This window comes from Nocardia sp. CA-119907 (genome assembly GCF_050955995.1).
Lineage (GTDB): Bacteria > Actinomycetota > Actinomycetes > Mycobacteriales > Mycobacteriaceae > Nocardia.
In genome coordinates this window covers 6,070,385-6,085,400 of sequence record NZ_CP192091.1, presented here as the reverse complement: position 1 = coordinate 6,085,400, position 15,016 = coordinate 6,070,385, and the positions used below count along the sequence as shown (strand labels likewise).

10 protein-coding genes and 2 pseudogenes are annotated in these 15,016 nt (G+C 61.8%); 5 read left to right on the top strand and 7 right to left on the bottom strand.

Features of this window, described 5'->3' with window-relative positions:
• Nucleotides 1-128: 128 nt before the first annotated feature.
• Together ACQP2D_RS26870 and ACQP2D_RS26865 are read left to right on the top strand one after the other, a co-directional pair.
• Nucleotides 129-1,751, top strand: coding sequence for an AMP-binding protein (locus ACQP2D_RS26870; RefSeq protein WP_433678692.1), 1,623 nt, complete (start codon nt 129-131; stop codon nt 1,749-1,751).
• A gap of 55 nt (nt 1,752-1,806) precedes the next feature.
• Nucleotides 1,807-2,580, top strand: a complete 774-nt coding sequence (locus ACQP2D_RS26865; RefSeq protein ID WP_433678691.1) for an SDR family NAD(P)-dependent oxidoreductase — start codon at nt 1,807-1,809, stop codon at nt 2,578-2,580.
• 877 nt (nt 2,581-3,457) lie between these two features.
• On the opposite strand, the gene ACQP2D_RS26860 is transcribed toward ACQP2D_RS26865, so the two are convergent.
• From ACQP2D_RS26860 to ACQP2D_RS26840, 5 genes and pseudogenes are all read right to left on the bottom strand, one after another.
• Nucleotides 3,458-4,189 (bottom strand): response regulator transcription factor, encoded by a 732-nt coding sequence (locus ACQP2D_RS26860; RefSeq protein WP_433678690.1) that lies wholly within the window; start codon nt 4,187-4,189, stop codon nt 3,458-3,460.
• A gap of 477 nt (nt 4,190-4,666) precedes the next feature.
• Nucleotides 4,667-5,303: pseudogene (locus tag ACQP2D_RS26855) on the bottom strand (IS630 family transposase); the annotation flags it as partial.
• Nucleotides 5,304-5,406: 103 nt separating this feature from the next.
• The gene (locus ACQP2D_RS26850; RefSeq protein WP_433685774.1) at nt 5,407-5,910 is read right to left on the bottom strand and encodes an integrase core domain-containing protein; all 504 of its coding nucleotides are present in this window, start codon (nt 5,908-5,910) and stop codon (nt 5,407-5,409) included.
• A 422-nt stretch (nt 5,911-6,332) separates the two neighbouring features.
• Nucleotides 6,333-6,647: pseudogene (locus tag ACQP2D_RS26845) on the bottom strand (carboxyl transferase domain-containing protein); the annotation flags it as partial.
• A 169-nt stretch (nt 6,648-6,816) separates the two neighbouring features.
• Nucleotides 6,817-8,208 (bottom strand): IS1380 family transposase, encoded by a 1,392-nt coding sequence (locus ACQP2D_RS26840; RefSeq protein ID WP_433678689.1) that lies wholly within the window; start codon nt 8,206-8,208, stop codon nt 6,817-6,819.
• Between the two features lie 731 nt (nt 8,209-8,939).
• Here ACQP2D_RS26840 and ACQP2D_RS26835 point away from each other — a divergent pair.
• Entirely contained in the window at nt 8,940-10,181 is a 1,242-nt protein-coding gene (locus tag ACQP2D_RS26835) for a helix-turn-helix domain-containing protein (protein ID WP_433678688.1), read from the top strand.
• A gap of 260 nt (nt 10,182-10,441) precedes the next feature.
• Here the strand turns inward: ACQP2D_RS26835 and ACQP2D_RS26830 are convergent, their stop codons facing one another.
• Together ACQP2D_RS26830 and ACQP2D_RS26825 are read right to left on the bottom strand one after the other, a co-directional pair.
• Nucleotides 10,442-11,359, bottom strand: a complete 918-nt coding sequence (locus tag ACQP2D_RS26830; protein ID WP_433678687.1) for a phosphotransferase — start codon at nt 11,357-11,359, stop codon at nt 10,442-10,444.
• Nucleotides 11,356-12,750, bottom strand: coding sequence for a helix-turn-helix domain-containing protein (locus ACQP2D_RS26825; RefSeq protein WP_433678686.1), 1,395 nt, complete (start codon nt 12,748-12,750; stop codon nt 11,356-11,358). The genes ACQP2D_RS26830 and ACQP2D_RS26825 overlap by 4 nt, the downstream gene beginning before the upstream one ends.
• Before the next feature lie 213 nt (nt 12,751-12,963).
• Between ACQP2D_RS26825 and ACQP2D_RS26820 the strand changes: the two genes are divergently transcribed.
• Complete coding sequence (locus ACQP2D_RS26820) at nt 12,964-13,494, top strand: DUF4254 domain-containing protein (protein WP_433678685.1); 531 nt, start codon at nt 12,964-12,966, stop codon at nt 13,492-13,494.
• A 922-nt stretch (nt 13,495-14,416) separates the two neighbouring features.
• Nucleotides 14,417-15,007, top strand: a complete 591-nt coding sequence (locus ACQP2D_RS26815; protein ID WP_433678684.1) for a TetR/AcrR family transcriptional regulator — start codon at nt 14,417-14,419, stop codon at nt 15,005-15,007.
• Nucleotides 15,008-15,016 lie beyond the last annotated feature (9 nt).

Genomic DNA, 15,016 nt, shown 5'->3' with positions numbered 1-15,016 from the left:
CACAGCCACGCGGGCCCGCGACACGACAACGCTGCGATATCCTATAGAAACACGCGGTCTTGTGTCTGGCGTAATCCGCCCGGGCATGCCCATTACGTCGCTAAACAATGAAATCGAAAGGCTCCACAATGACCGACAGCGGCAACGCGATGAGATACCTTGAGATGCATTCGCGTGAGCGTCCCAATCATATTGCCTTGCGATTCGTGGACCGCGAGTACACATATGCGGAAGTGCATGAGGAAACAGGCCGGCTTGCTCAAGCTTTTGGCGACCTCGGTGTGCAGCGCGGAGATACGATCTGTCTCATCATGCCGAACTGCCCAGAATTCGTCTTCACCTGGTATGCCCTTGCTCGGCTCGGAGCGATCACCGTACCGATCAATGGCGAGTATACGGAGGATCGTCTCGCTCGTCTGATCAATACAGCGAGCGCCGAGATTGTGGTTGTAGACAGCCGCTACAGCGAGTCGCTTTCCAGTGCGCTTACCTTGGGAACGAAAGTTCACACGATTATCCACCATGGCTCTCGTCCCGAGACCGGCGCCGACCAATTCCGTACGATTGAATTCTCCACACTCGGTGCCGGAAAGTCCGACGCAGGGCCGTGGACGTCCGTAGGCCCTCTGGACACTTTCATGCTGGTGTTCACCTCTGGAAGCACGGGGGAAGCCAAGGCAGTGGAAATCAGCCACGGGTTCGCCGAGTCGTTTACTACGTCGCTGGCCAACTATGCCGGTTACAACCGCGACGACGTGCTCTTCACCTGCTTCCCGCTCTTTCACGCCGACGCAGCCTTGACGACAGTACTTCCTGCCCTGATTCTCGGCGGGACAGCCGCAATAGTAGAGCGTTTCTCCGCGTCTCGCTTTTGGGATCAGATCCGCAGTCTAGAGGCTACCGCATTTACGGCCATGGGGGCTGTGCAGGGAATCCTCCTGAACCGAGACCCGAGTGAAGGTGACCGTGACCACCAGGTACGCGTCACGGTGGCGGGCGCGGTCCACGATCGCGTCCGCGAGTTCGAAGATCGTTTCGGCCTACAATTGATCCAGGTTTACGGCGGCACCGAATTCGGGTTGGTTGCCTTCCATCGAGACGGCAGACCCGCACCCGGAATTATCGGGCGCGCAACCGAATATCATGAGATCCTCGTGGCTGACGACGACGACGTGCCGGTTCCGCCCGGAACCACAGGTCAACTTTTGGTTCGTCCTCGAGTCCCCCAAGCGTGTATGAGTGGCTATTACGGTGACGGTGCCGAGACCGCGCGCGTGTGGCGAAACCTCTGGTACCACACTGGTGATCTCGGCTACGTCGACAATGCGGGCGTGTTGCACTTCGCGGGTCGAGCAAAGGACGTAATCCGACGCCGCGGCCGCAACATACCACCAGCAGAAATTGAAACGGTCCTCCGAACCCACCCCGACGTCCTCGATTGTGCTGCCATCGCAGTGCCGTCCGAACTCATTGAGGACGAAATCAAAGCCGTCATCGAGAGTCGGCCCGGCACCAATCTCGGTATCGACGATATCGCCGAATTGGCTCGCCAACGGCTGCCCCGATACATGCAGCCCCGATACATCGAAATCGTGGAAGAAATCCCGAAGACGCCTACAGGGAAACTGAACAAACCGAAGCTACGCCAGGACTGGAAAACTCCTTCAACGGTGGATCTCGATAGAAAGAGAACCGATCGCGACGAACGATCCGAAGCAACAGCCGGCGGCACTTTGAGAAGCTTGCCCTGATAACCGAACCGCGGTTATATCAAGACGATAGACCCCTTACATTTGGAGCAGCTTGATGTTACTCAAAGATAAAGTCGCGATGGTAGTCGGCGGAAGTGAATCCATCGGGAGAGCTGTCGCTACCGCTCTTGCCGAGGAAGGTGCGAGCACCGCAATTTGTAGCCGCCCGAGGCCTGAAGAGCCTGAGGTGGTGGCGGACCTTCGCGGACGCGGACTTGAAACCATGTGGGCTCCAGGTGACATGACGGAGGCGGCGAGCATGGTGAGCGCTGTCGAGCGAGTGATAGAGCGTTATGGAAAACTAGACATCATGGTCGTGAGTGGCGCCCCGGCCGGCTTCGAGACAGGACTCTTCGAAGATCTGGATCCTGCGCAATATCACATTATGATCAGCTCTCAGCTGACATCACGATTGAATTGTCTGCACGCCGCTCTCAAGCCAATGATCTCACAGGGATACGGAAAAGTCGTGTTTATCACGACAGATGCGGGTAGGACGCCGACTCCTGCCTCGTCCGTAACTGGAGCCGCAGCAGCTGGCGTTACCTTTTTCACCAGGTCCGCCGGGAGGGAACTCGCCCGAAGAGGAATCCGGATCAATTGCATCGCGACAACACTGACTGCTGACACTCGGCAATACAACGAACTCAAGCAGAAGGGTACAAATCCGGTTCATACCAAGAGCTACGCTAAAGCGGAAAACAAATTCGGATTCCGAATCAATCTCCCATCGGACATCGCCGACGCTGCACTGTTCTTCGCTGGACCACAATCCGATCAAATTTCAGGAGCAGTTGTCAGCATCAATGGCGGACTATCGTTCCCCTGATGATCGTGGGTGATATACCTAAACACTATCGGCGTCCGCGACGGTTACCGCTGAACTGTCCCGGGTATCACGCGTTCCCGGCAATCTGGGTCCCGCTAGTTTTCACAGCGGTTAGCCTGGTCCTGCGAGTTCGATGATCAGACACGGCAGGATCGAGCGCATCGCATGCCGCGATCCGGACGCAAATTGCATCTCGCATCGGATGCAATCACTCTGGCCGTGGTGTTCCGTGTCAACGGCCGACCACCGGAACACCCGAACCAGCTCGCATCGGCCCAGCTCGACAGTGTTCCGCTCATCCTCCGCTATCCGGAACAATTCCGGGATATGGGTGGTGGGGTACTGCCGCTGTTCCATCGGCGAACAGGACGTCGAGATCTGATCGATGGCTGCTCGCCCGCGGTGTGCCACGCGAGCGGATCTCATCGACCGAGGCTTCTCCGGCACCACGCGCCGGAACCGCACCAGCCTGTACGACGCGCTTGCCGCGGTGACCTCAGCGGCGGGTGCGGTCACAGGCTGCTCGGTCGTGTTGACCGTGACCAAGTTCGACCGGGTTCGCCCGCGGCGTGGCCGAGGCCAGCGGGATCCTGACCTGCCAGCGTGAACACCGGTGTGCTGTTCGGGCTCGACAGCGCGGCCTACGACTGGAAAGCCCGTTCGGCGGCTTGTGCGCCTGCAGACCCTGGCCATGGTCGCGAATTCGCAGCCAACCTGGGGCGCCCGCGCACCTACGAATGCATGGCCAAAGCCCGCGTGGACGGCCGAAACTGGCCTCTGGCAGCACGAAAAACGATCCATCTCTGCGACCACGACCGGTGTTTTGCTGGCGAGTCGGTGCATCAGCAGAGGACCAAAGGCAGCTCTCCAAGTGGCCTTACATGCCTCGGCCGTGTTCTGCGACCCAGGCTGCGATCTGTGACCTGGAGGTGAATCCAAGTTTGGTAAGGATATGCTCGACGTGTCCTTGTGCTGTGCGCTGCGAGATCACCAACCGGGCGGCGATTGCCTTGTTGGTCAGTCCCTCGGCGATGAGGTCCACGACTTGACGCTCGCGCTTGGTCAGACTCGCGGCTTCCCGGTCGGTCGATGCCACGGCTTCGTCCCGCTCTCCCAGCGCGAAGTCGACTGCGGCCTCGAAACTCATCGCGGAGCCCTCGCGGTAGGCGGACTCGTACTCTCGACTGCTGAGCGCGTCACGGGTGTGCTGCTCACACTCGACATGGTAGGCAAGTAGATGGGGAGATTGCACGATGCCGGAGCCGCCGCCCGCCTGAAGGAGTTCGTGCGAGGCACCCAACAGTACGGCTGCGCGCCGGGCATCGTGCTTCTCGGCCGCGATCCAGGCCAGTATCTCCAATCCGATCGCGGCAACGATCGGATTGACCACCTGTCGCGCCGAACGAAGGGACTCCTCCAACAGCTGCTCAGCCCGCTGACGCTCACCCTGCTGCCAGACCGCAAGCGCCATAGGCCGTAGAGCTATCGAGCGGTACGCCGTTTCGCCGTGAGATTCCGATATGGTCAGCAGTTCCTCGAGACGGGCGATGGCACTCTGCATATCTCCCTGTAGAACACACGTCCAGGCGAGCATGACCAGCGCCCGCATTCGGAACTCCGGGGAGTTATGTGCTTCGACTGCACCGCTCCATTGAGCGCGCGCGAGCTAGATCGCCGCTGCCGAAAGCGGTGAACGCGTCGGCGTAGGCGAGTAGGGCCCCAATTGTGAGGTCGCCGGTGCTCTCGGCAAGAGTGCGCAACTCGAGAAGCCTACTGATTGCGGCTGGTAGGTCACCGAGATGTCCGGCAGAAACGCTGCTTGTATGGATGGCCTTGGCACGGTCGGCCGACGATGCGTCAGGTGTGCTGTCGAGCAGGCAATCGCACCAGCGACGGCACTCGCTGAGCCGCCCACTCGTATACCAGAAATTGTAGAGAGCAGAGACCGTGCGCAACCCGGCAGCGTCAGCCTCTGATACAGGCGGTCAACCGGCGATCGACAGGCTGCGGCTGAGGCAACGTACGAACACCTGATAAGTCCGACGGCGGCAGAACCGTGACTACCGCGAGACCCAGTCCGGTGGCGGTGGCGTGGTTTGCAGACATCGGTGACTTTGCCGGTGGCGACCTCCAACGCCGCGAACAGAGTGGTGGTGCCATGGCGATGTAGTCGTGGGTGTGGCGATCGACACTGCCGATCTGCGTCGGCAGTGTCGGTGCCGTCCGGTCTAGGGCTTGGATCTGGGATTTCTCGTCGACGCACAGCACGATCGCGTTCTCGGGCGGGTTCATGTAGAGCCCGACGACGTCGGTGACCTTGCCGGCCAGTTCCGGGTCGGTGGAGAACTTGAACGTCTCGGACCGCCACGGCGCCACCCCGTACTCGCGCCACACTTTGGATACCGTGCCGTGCGCGATGCCGAGGTGATCGGCCAGCAGGCGCGAACTCCAATGCGTCACAACGTATTTCTTCGGCGGCGGAGTCGGCGTGGTGGTGATCAGCTTGTCTCGATCCAAGGTCCGAGGCCGACCCGAACGGTCCTCATCACCCAAACCCGCGATGCCCTGTGCCTGATTAGGTTATCGCCAGTTGATGACCGTCTGTCGAGAGATATCGAACCGCCGCGCGATCTCGGAGTGGGCCACACCATCGGCGGCCAGCACGAGTCCGCCCGCAGCGCCAGCCCGGACTTCATCGACCGCGACCGGATCCAGTCCTGCATGATCTCACATCACCTTCACGCAACACCAGCGGAGCAGCACGTATTGAGCGGTCCCCATGACGCGACCACCCGGGAATAGAGCCCAGGTGATTCTGTTCCGTGTTCAGTTGGTCCCGCAGGCCACCGGGTGGTGGGTGTGGGTGCAGGCCGCAGCGTACTCGGCCGGCGTCAGATAGCCCAGCGCCGAATGCCGCCGGTGCCGCTGGTTATGGTCGGCCTTGAAATCGCCGATCACCACGCGGGCTTCGAGCAGGCTGGTCCAGTGGTTGCGGTTCAAGCACTCGGTCCGTAGTCGGCGGTTGAACGATTCGACGTAGTCGTTGTTCCAGGGCGTGCCTGGTGGAATGTAGGAGATGCCCACTCGGTCGGCGCAGAACCGTTGCAGGGCATGGGAAATCATCTCCGGGCCGTTGTCCATACGCAGGACCCGCGGCGGGCCGCCGGCCACGGTGAACACCTTCTCCAACTCGGCGACCAGGCGCTCGGCGGTGATCGACCGCTCCACCATGTGCAGGAGGGATTCGCGGGTATGTTCGTCGATCATCGATGCGATCTTCACCGCCCGACCATCGACCGTTGAGTCGAACTGGAAATCCAAGGCCCACACAACTTTCGGGGCATCGGCCTCGATCGGCGGCACCGACTACACTCCAGCCCGCTTCCGCGGGTAGTGTTCGCGGACCTGCAGGCCATCTTCGCGCCAGAGCCGGTGCACCTTCTTGATGTTGACGTCGCCGCCCTCGTCGAACCACAACGCCGCCCACGCCCGCCGGAACCTGTGACCCTGATTACGGACCGCATACGAGCGCAGCCAGGACCGCAGTCCGCCAAGGACGCCGCCGCACCACCCTTCTCGTAGTACGCCGAACGCCACCGCCCCCGATGAGGGAGGGAAGCGGTGGCGTTCGACTTACTGTCGGCCGGAAGGGGATTCAGCCGACGAGCTCCAATTCCGGCTCCTGCGCCCGCGCCTTTGCCCGCCTGGGCAGGTAGGCCGTCATGGCGATGAGCGCGCCGACAATGGCGACACCGGCGGCGAACTGCCTCACCGACCGAACCGCCGTAGACGGTCTGATCGTGGGAGAACACCGCGACCGGACGACCGTCGACCATGCCGTGCCCGGTGACCACACCGTCGCCGTACAGCGCCGCCGGATCACCCGGCTTACGCACCAGCGCACCGATTTCCACGAAGGTCCCCGGATCGAGCAGCATATTGATCCGGTCGCGGGCGCTGGGGATTCCCTTTTTGGCCCGCTTCGCCACCCCCGCTTCACCAGCCGGTTCCTGCGCTAATTCCAGTCTTTTGCGCAGCTCGGCGAGCTTCTCGGCCGTAGTGCTCACTTGGCCCCTCTCATCAGGTGCACCCCCTAAGCCTCGATCCACCGATGTGGTTTCTCGGTGGTCGGCGCGACTGCGGTGCGTGGATGGCCGGATTTTGGGTAGCCGGTAGCCGCTGGTCTGGCCAGCCTTTCCACTGTTGTTCCTGGTCGTAGGGATGGTTTACCGGTGTTCAGGCGGTTGAGAGTGTGGCGGTGGTGGCGTGCCACAGCGCCCGCCATGCGGTGGCCCATGGCCAGTGAGCGGGCAAATGCAGGACGGGTTTTCGCTGCGGACGCGCGAGGCGAGCAGGAACGGCGATGATCTTGCGTCGTAGCGTGGCTGCGCGGGCTCTGCCCAGTGGCGGGTCGGCGAGTGCGCCGGCGGCGCGCAGCAGGTTATGCGCGATCGCTGCGCACAACACCCACGCGGAGTTCGCGCCGAACCGCCCGGAGGGCATGTGTGCCAGCGGGCCGTCGATGAGATCGGCGAACACGGTCTCGATGACGGCGTGGCGGCGGTGGGTGAGGTCGGCATCGACGGTGGATTCGGTCGAATCGGTGAAGAAGGGGTGATACCGCCAGACCGGGAACAACTCGTCCTGGCGGGCGACGTCTTTGACGCGGCGCACGATCAGCCGGGCGGTGACCCTGTCGGGTTTGGAAGCGAAAGCGGTGTAAGGGATTTCGGCGACCTCGGCGTCGGAAATCCAGCCACCGGTGTCAGGGTCACCGACCGCGCCCGGATACTTCACCGGTATCCACGCGTCGGCGGGGATCGACGCGATCGCCCGCGCCACGGCGCGGTTCTTCGTCAGCACCAGCGAAAACCGTGCCCCGAGACGGCGGCACGCACCGATCACGGCCCGGCCACCGAACGCCGAATCGCCACGCACCAGGATCTCACCGCTCACCCCGGCCGCGCGGGCGCAGGTGATGGCTTGGGCGACCATCCGCCCGGCCCCTTTGGCGGAGGCGGCTCTCCCGGCGCGCAGCCGCATTCCCGCGATCACCGGCGCGGCCAGATCGGTGCTGATCGTGGTCGCCAATGGTGAAAGACCTTTACGCAGAACCTGTTTGCCCGCAATCTTGGTGAACCCGTAGGACGCGCCCTGCTTGGCATACCCATACACCGGCCGCAGCAGCGAGTCGATATCAACGAACGCCCGATCGCCAGCACCAGGCAATAACTCGACCCGCTCGCACAACCGGGACAGGTGCACGGCCAGCACCGACTCCAACTGCCGGGCGTGACCGAAGGTGAACTCCCGCAACAGGGTTCCGATCGTCGAGGGCGCATACACCCGCTCGAACACTCTGCTCATGCCGCCGCTGCGCAGCACATCGACATCGTCAATACTGTCCGCACCTGCGCACATCCCGGCGATCAACGTGGCCAGCTTCGGGCCTGGGTTCGCCGACCCGGACTTGATCCGCGGCTCGGCGATCGCCACCTTCTGGGCCAGCAGCTCACTCAGCCCGGTCTGCTCGGCCAGCCGCATCACCGGCACCAGACCGGCCAGCGACACGAGATTCTGATCATCGAACACCGCTGACTCCGCGGCGAACCTGTGCGAAACTTGCACCCGAAGTGCCCTTCTGAAACGGGACCGATCACTGCCTAGACAACAGCGATCATCCCAGCTCGAAGGGCACTTTTCTCATTCACAACACACAGACGGGCATAAGCCCGTCAGTGGATCGAGGCTTAGTCCGGAGAAAATAGTTCCAAATCCGTGCCGAGTGCGGAATGTCGGTCCGGATCAACGGCGACGGTCCGACGTCGGTGTCTCTCATGGCGCGGGTGCCTGCGCCCCTCTCATCGCGGCTTCGAGGTACTAAGGACCATCCGTCCGGCCCGGACCAGGGTTTCGGCCGCTGATGCTTTGCGCGGGCAGGACTTTGCCCGGCATGCGATGTGGGTTTGGAGGACTTGGTGTGCCTCGGCTGGAGTGAACGGCAGGGTCGGTGCGACATGAGCGCCGGCCTCATACAGGGCGATTAGTTGATTCATGGCAAGGGAATGGGTGGTCATCCGGTATCTCCAATTCGAGCGGATTCTGTTCTTGCGGTGCCCGGCACGGGGGACTCGAAGCCACCGGCCCGCCACCCACGGAAAGGCCGGTGCGCCGCGCGAGGGGTGCAGCATCGGCCCGGTGCCGGGTACCAGGACTGACCGTAGATCCATAAGGAGGCCAGGTACGCCAACAAATTACGGTTCCTGTTCTAGATATATGGAAAACCGTATATTCTCCGGGGACAACGGTTTTCGGGTGGACAACCAAGCAAAATCGGTCGACAATCGGGGGCGTTGGATATGCATATGACGACTGGCGAAGTCATCCGACGGATTCGTAGGTCCATCGGCATGACTCAGACCGAGCTGGGAAAGCTGATCAATTTCTCACAGCCCGCGATCTCGGGCCTGGAGCGTGGCGGTCCCGCCGCGGACGACCTTCGCGTCCTACGCCTCGTGGCGCGTGCACTTCAGGTTCCGCTTGCCATGCTGGTAGTGGAGTCGGACGAGGAGGCAGACGTGGACCGTCGCAACTTCTTCAGAGCAGGGGTGCTAGGCAGCGCCGGAGCAGCCGTGACGGCAGCGACCGGATCGTCCCACGCGGGATCGGCATCATCGGTGAAGATCGGTGCTGAGGATGTCTCCGGGATCGGCGCCAGCATTAATCAGATCCATGAACTCGACCTGTTGGTCGGCGGCGACCGGCTTTGCGCCCTCGCGGCCGGGCAGGTTCGATACGTCAAACAGTTGCTGGACTCGGGCACCTACACCGAAAACGTCGGTCTACGACTCGCCACGGCGACCGCCGAGATGATGACAGCAGCGGGCTGGGTGCACTACGACGCTGATCGCCGGGACGACGCACGCGCGTTCTACGCCGATGCAGTCCACACTGCGAACGAGGCTGGTGATGGCATCGCTGCCGCACATGCTCTGATGAATGCCAGCATCATTGACCTCGACACTGGTGGATTGGTGCAGGGTGCGAGCGCCAGCCATCGGCCACGTCCGCAGAAAGCCGCACACCTGGCACAGGCAGCTCAGAATGCCGCACGCCGGAACGGTGGTCCGAGAGTTCGAGCGTTGGCGGCTCTCCGCGAAGCCCAGGCCCAGGGCGTGATCGACAAGACAGCGATGGGCAAAGCGATCGGCCGCGCGCACCGAGCCTACGAATCCGGCCGAGGGTATGACCCGGACTGGGTCTATTTGCCCGAAGCGGAAATGTTGGGCCTCACTGGTATCGCGCATATGTTCGCGGGTCAGTACACACAAGCCGAGGAATCCCTGCAGGCGGCTATCAACGAGTCTGCCGAGTGGCCCCGTGAGCGCACGGGGTGGCAGTTGTACTTGGCCCACACCTACATCGAGGCCGGTGACCCCGCTAAGGCATGCTCGCTGCTCACGGACAACTTCAGCACGATCAGCGCCGTCGCGTCCACCCGCCTGCAGCGGAAGCTGGACACTATCGCGACCGCGGTCCGCCCGCATCCAACAGTTCCGGAAGTCCGAGAATTCTTGGAGATGCGGGAATCACGCGTATAAGAACTCGCGCTGTGGGCCGTCGTTCCTCTGCACGGCCGTGCCCGTTTACTACTCACCTTGCCGTAGTCCCGCGTTCCGCGGGATCACCAACCGGTGGCTCCACGATCTGCGGAGACGTGGGCCAACCCCTTGTCGTGCACGACAACTTATGTGATTGGCCGCCCGTGGACCACCGCACCAGGTCAGTGCTGACTCAATCGCCTTGTGGCCGTTGGATCCTGGACCAGTCCTGTATCAGGAGCTGTCGCTCTGTGTTTCCGTTAGCGGTACGGAGTCCAGATCGCTGCGGAGTCGTTGTCACGAAACGTTGTGAATCTGTAGCGCCATTGGTCTGTCAGTGACGGGTTCGCGTGCAGCACGGGCAGAACGCTCGTGACGAGCTGGAGTTCGCGAACACGACGGAGGACCGGGAAGTCTGGCCAGTCCATCACGTCGGTGCCGTACTCGGCGACGAGCTGGCTGTGGTGGTCGGTTCCGTATGCGAAACGGAGCTTGCCGACGGCGACGGGGGTGAGGTCCCATTCGCGTGGTCCGTATGAGGCTGAGTCGAAGTCGCAGATGACCGCGCCACGGGGGCCAGCGATCAGGTTGCCTACAAAGCCATCGGCGTGGATCGGACCTATCGGCAGCCGGTAGTCGACATGTGCCAGCGCATCTTCGACGTCATCGCAAATGTCGAGCAAGAACTGGTGCTCGGCCGAGGTCAGGACGTTCTCCTCAGCAATGCGCTGGCGTATCGCAGTCAGGGGCTGCCAGGTTGGGAGGTCGGCTGCTGGGAGCGCGTGGTATCTGTGAAGGATCCGTCCGAGGTCGTGGCCGTTTGGGGGAGCTGCATGCTGTGGTTCTATCACCCTGTGCCAGAACGTGATTGAGTGGTCGCCGAGTGACAAAGGCTCAGGAAGTTCCTCGATCAGCCGCACGGACGGCATGTCGTGTTCTGCCAACCACCGCGCAACCGAGATAACCTTGCTCACGCGGTTGCCGACTGCCGAGGAGCCGGGAATGCGGACAACTACGGGTGCTTGTTGCAGTGCAAATACCGCGTTATTGGTGAACTTGATCAACTCGGCACCGGTTGGATTGAGGCCAACTGCAGCGCAGGTCTCTTCCAGAACCGTTCTTGCCCAATTGACGTCGTGCTCGGCCTCGGCGTCGTTGCCGATTACGGATTTGGTCATATACGAGCCTCTTCATCCTTGCGTGTGGGAGTCATTCGGTTGATGTCCTGTGCCAGCTGCTGCAAGTCGGCATCGTTGGGGTGGTCGCTGGCAGCGTCCCGTAGCGGCTCTAGCCTGTCGATGGTTCGCACTGAGCGCACCGCCGCCGCAGCCGTTAAAGCCTGCTGGCCTACTCGTAAACCGGACTCACGGGATCCCGTGAGTAGATACGCGGTGGCTAGGGCTGTGAGCTCAAAGGCTTGGCTGCGAATCATGGCGGGCGTGCGGAGACCGATTGCTGTCGTGAGGTGTTCGATACCTTCGTTCAGTTCTGCGTCTCGTGCAGCCGGAATTGCTGTGAGCGCGACCCCGACTGATGCGTGAAGGTCGGCTGCACCGAAGAACTTCACCCAGTCGGGCGCATCGCCGACGATGGCGCGAGCGTAGGCATCCTCTGCCCAACCGAGCGAACGACGCATTTGACTGCGATCGCCGATCGCGGCGTAGGCCTGAGCCTCATTCGCGTAGAGCATCGCGACAGTGAGCGAACATCCTGAATCTTGGGCGGTAATTTGTCCCAGTTGGAAGAATCTGAGGGCTTTGTCTGGCATCTTGCGGTGCAGGTGCAGTTTCCCCGACCGATACAAGATGTTCGCAGCAAGTGAGTGGTCTTCTGCCTGTCTCGCCAGGCCGAGGGCAGCCTTGAAATGCTTACGAGCGACGGTATACATACCAACGTCGAATGATGTCCAGGCCGCCAGATTGTGCAGGTCGGCCAGAGCGATCAGCAGCTGGGACCTGATCTCGTCGGTGCAATGAGAGTTGAGGAGTTGTTGTGCCCAGCGCACCTGTGCGGCGATGGCATCTCGGCATGCTCCGCCCCCGCTACGGTAGTCGACGGTCCGCATTGCTGCGGTAAGTCCGCGAATGTGCTCGACGTCTGAGATGCCGATGGCGTCGGGTGCAGGGGCGGTCTCACTATCTATGGGTTGCCACCAAGAGGCGAGACCATCGACGTCGATACCCATGGTTACGTTCGCAGCATAGGACAGCAGCTCCGCGACCTCGTCGCGTTCGATGGCGTCGGTCGAGCACGTGGCTGTTGCTAGGTCAAGTGTGACCTCTGTTGTGTGGTCGTATGCCAGGCCCATGTAGCCGCGGGGAATCCCCAAGGCATCTGCTACACGCACGAGCAGGTCGTAGGCCATGATCTTCCGCCCCTTGTGGAGGATTCGATATATCTCCGACAGGTTCAGATCTACTCTTCGTGAGATCGCGCGCTGCGAGATGCCATGGCGTTGAAGCAGTTCGAACACTGTCTTGATGTCCCGCGCTGCCAATGCTCGGCGCATTTCTGGGGTCTCCCACAAGGCTGGACTGATTGGCGCCGCCGGTACTGCATCCAGGTTCATAGCGACTCCGTTCCTGTTGGCGGCCGTCGAGGTCTGACACCAACCCCAGGCTAACCGGCTCGTCGCATGGCTGGCAGTACCTGACCAAAGTGACTGCATCTGGCAGTCGCCTAAGTGACTGCTGAAGCTGCCATGTGGCGGGACTTACTCTGGAGCCGAGGAAACCTCAATTCTTGTTGCTATCACCACAAACCGAGTGGACGGAGCTGTGTCATGACCAAGCTCTTGTTGCCTGACAAAGATGTCATGGTGGCGGTGTGCCGTGGGCTTCCCGCCATCGTCGATCATCCAATTATCGATTGGGTTGGGGAGCTCGGGCATTGGCACGGCCTGTACTTGCAGCGCAACCTCACCGACTCGAAAGTGTTTGATGGCCACCGTGCACGGCTGGCCAGGGAGATCGACCGATGGGTCAACCTCAACCCTGTAGCACTGGCCGGTGCTTGCCTACATACGGAGACCTTTGGCTCCGTGGTTGATCGACTGGCTTACCTATGTGCGCTCGCCTTTCACGCACCCAGTGAGATGCTCAGGGGCGGAGCGCGTTTCGACGCTGAACTACTCGTGCAAGACCTAGCCGACGGGTACCAGATACTCAATGTGCAGGTTTCGCAAGGGCACCGTCGCTTGCCCCTCGTTTGCGATTTGGCCTCGACACCTGACGCACTGGGCGTGTGCTTGGCCGCCCGATGCGCGCCGCGCCGCAGCTTTGTCAACCGATCGGCCAGAGTAAGGCCGCCATAGACGTCGACTGAAGCTCGCATGCAATTCGATTTTCGTTTGGAGAGATACCGGCTATGGGAGCGAAAAGCATATCCGAATTTGACGTGGAGTCCGGGCGTCGTCCGGTGCTCAATATCGGCACATCTGATGGGACGAAAAAACTGCCGTCCCCGAACCAGCGGGACCTGTGGCTAGTCAACGGCCGCGATTGTGCCAGCACGCCTGACCCGGGAATTAGTGACGCGCACGCTGATTTCCTCGCGACCGTGCACGCGGGTCACGGCGGTGGCTGCTGTCAGTTCCTCGGTGCTGTTGCGCGTCGCCGTGAGGCATGGAGTCGACAGTGACTCGGCACAATATACGAATTTCCGTATAACCAAAACAGGAACCGTAATTTCTGGATCTACCGGCCCTTCTTACGGATCTACGGTCAGTCCTGGTACCCGGCACCGGGCCCGATGCTGCACCCCTCGCGCGGCGCCACCGGTATTTGCGTGGGTGGCGGGCCGGTGGCTTCGAGTCCCTGGTGCCGGGCACCGCACGAACAGAATCCACTCGAATTGGAGACACCGGATGACCACCCATTCCCTTGCCATGAATCAACTGATCGCCCGGAACGTCGCTCATACCGACGCGCACGCGAACATCTTCTCCCAGGCAGGCCAGCCGTCAATGCCGCCATGGCTGACGGAGCCGGCCGAATCCGCCCGAAAGACAAACTGGGACAACGGCAGTCGCCGTCCGCCGGTGCTGGATGCTGCTGTGGCCGTCTGGTGGACCATTGTCCGTCGACTGAAATTGACTTCCTCGCATGGTGTTTGCGCCCCATGCCACATCCCATGCGGAGCGTAGACAGCTGGGTCGGTCTTGGGCGGAGGATTTACGCCCGCTCGCGTAGCTCACAGCACCGCATTGCCCTCGCAACCAGTAAGGCACGTCGAACATGAGCGCACCCTTCACAACGAGTACCGCACGCGCCCGCGGTTCCGAACTGACCCGTCAGCGTCTGCTGGTCACCGCGACTGATCTGTTTCTCAGCGATTCCTATGCCGCGGTGTCGCTTCAGCGGATCGCTGAATGCGCCGGACTCACCCACCGTGCGATCGCGCGGCACTTCGCGTCCAAACCTGCCCTCGCCGACGCCGTGCTGGAGCAGCTATTTCTCCGCGCTGATGCCCATGTGCATCGCTACCAGGTCCGCGACCACGATCAACTCGTCGCCACCATCTCGACATGGGTACTGTTCGCGACCGCGCACCCTGGATGGGTGCGGCTCGAACTCGATCTCGGCGCCGCCGCACCAGGGGCCGTATCTCGTGACCGGCTGCGTGAAATCCGGTGTATAGCAACGGATTTCATAGACAGGGCTATAGGCGAGGCGGGGGTGGATCCGGCTGTGGCGCCTGAGGTGGGCGCTTGGATGTTGCTGACGAGCGTCGTCGGACACGCCGCTACGGATAGCGGCGCTCCTTGCGCTGCAACGGCAGCGCTGCGTGCATTGGTCGAACATGTGCTCGCCGAACGCGCCGCGTGATGTCTCCAC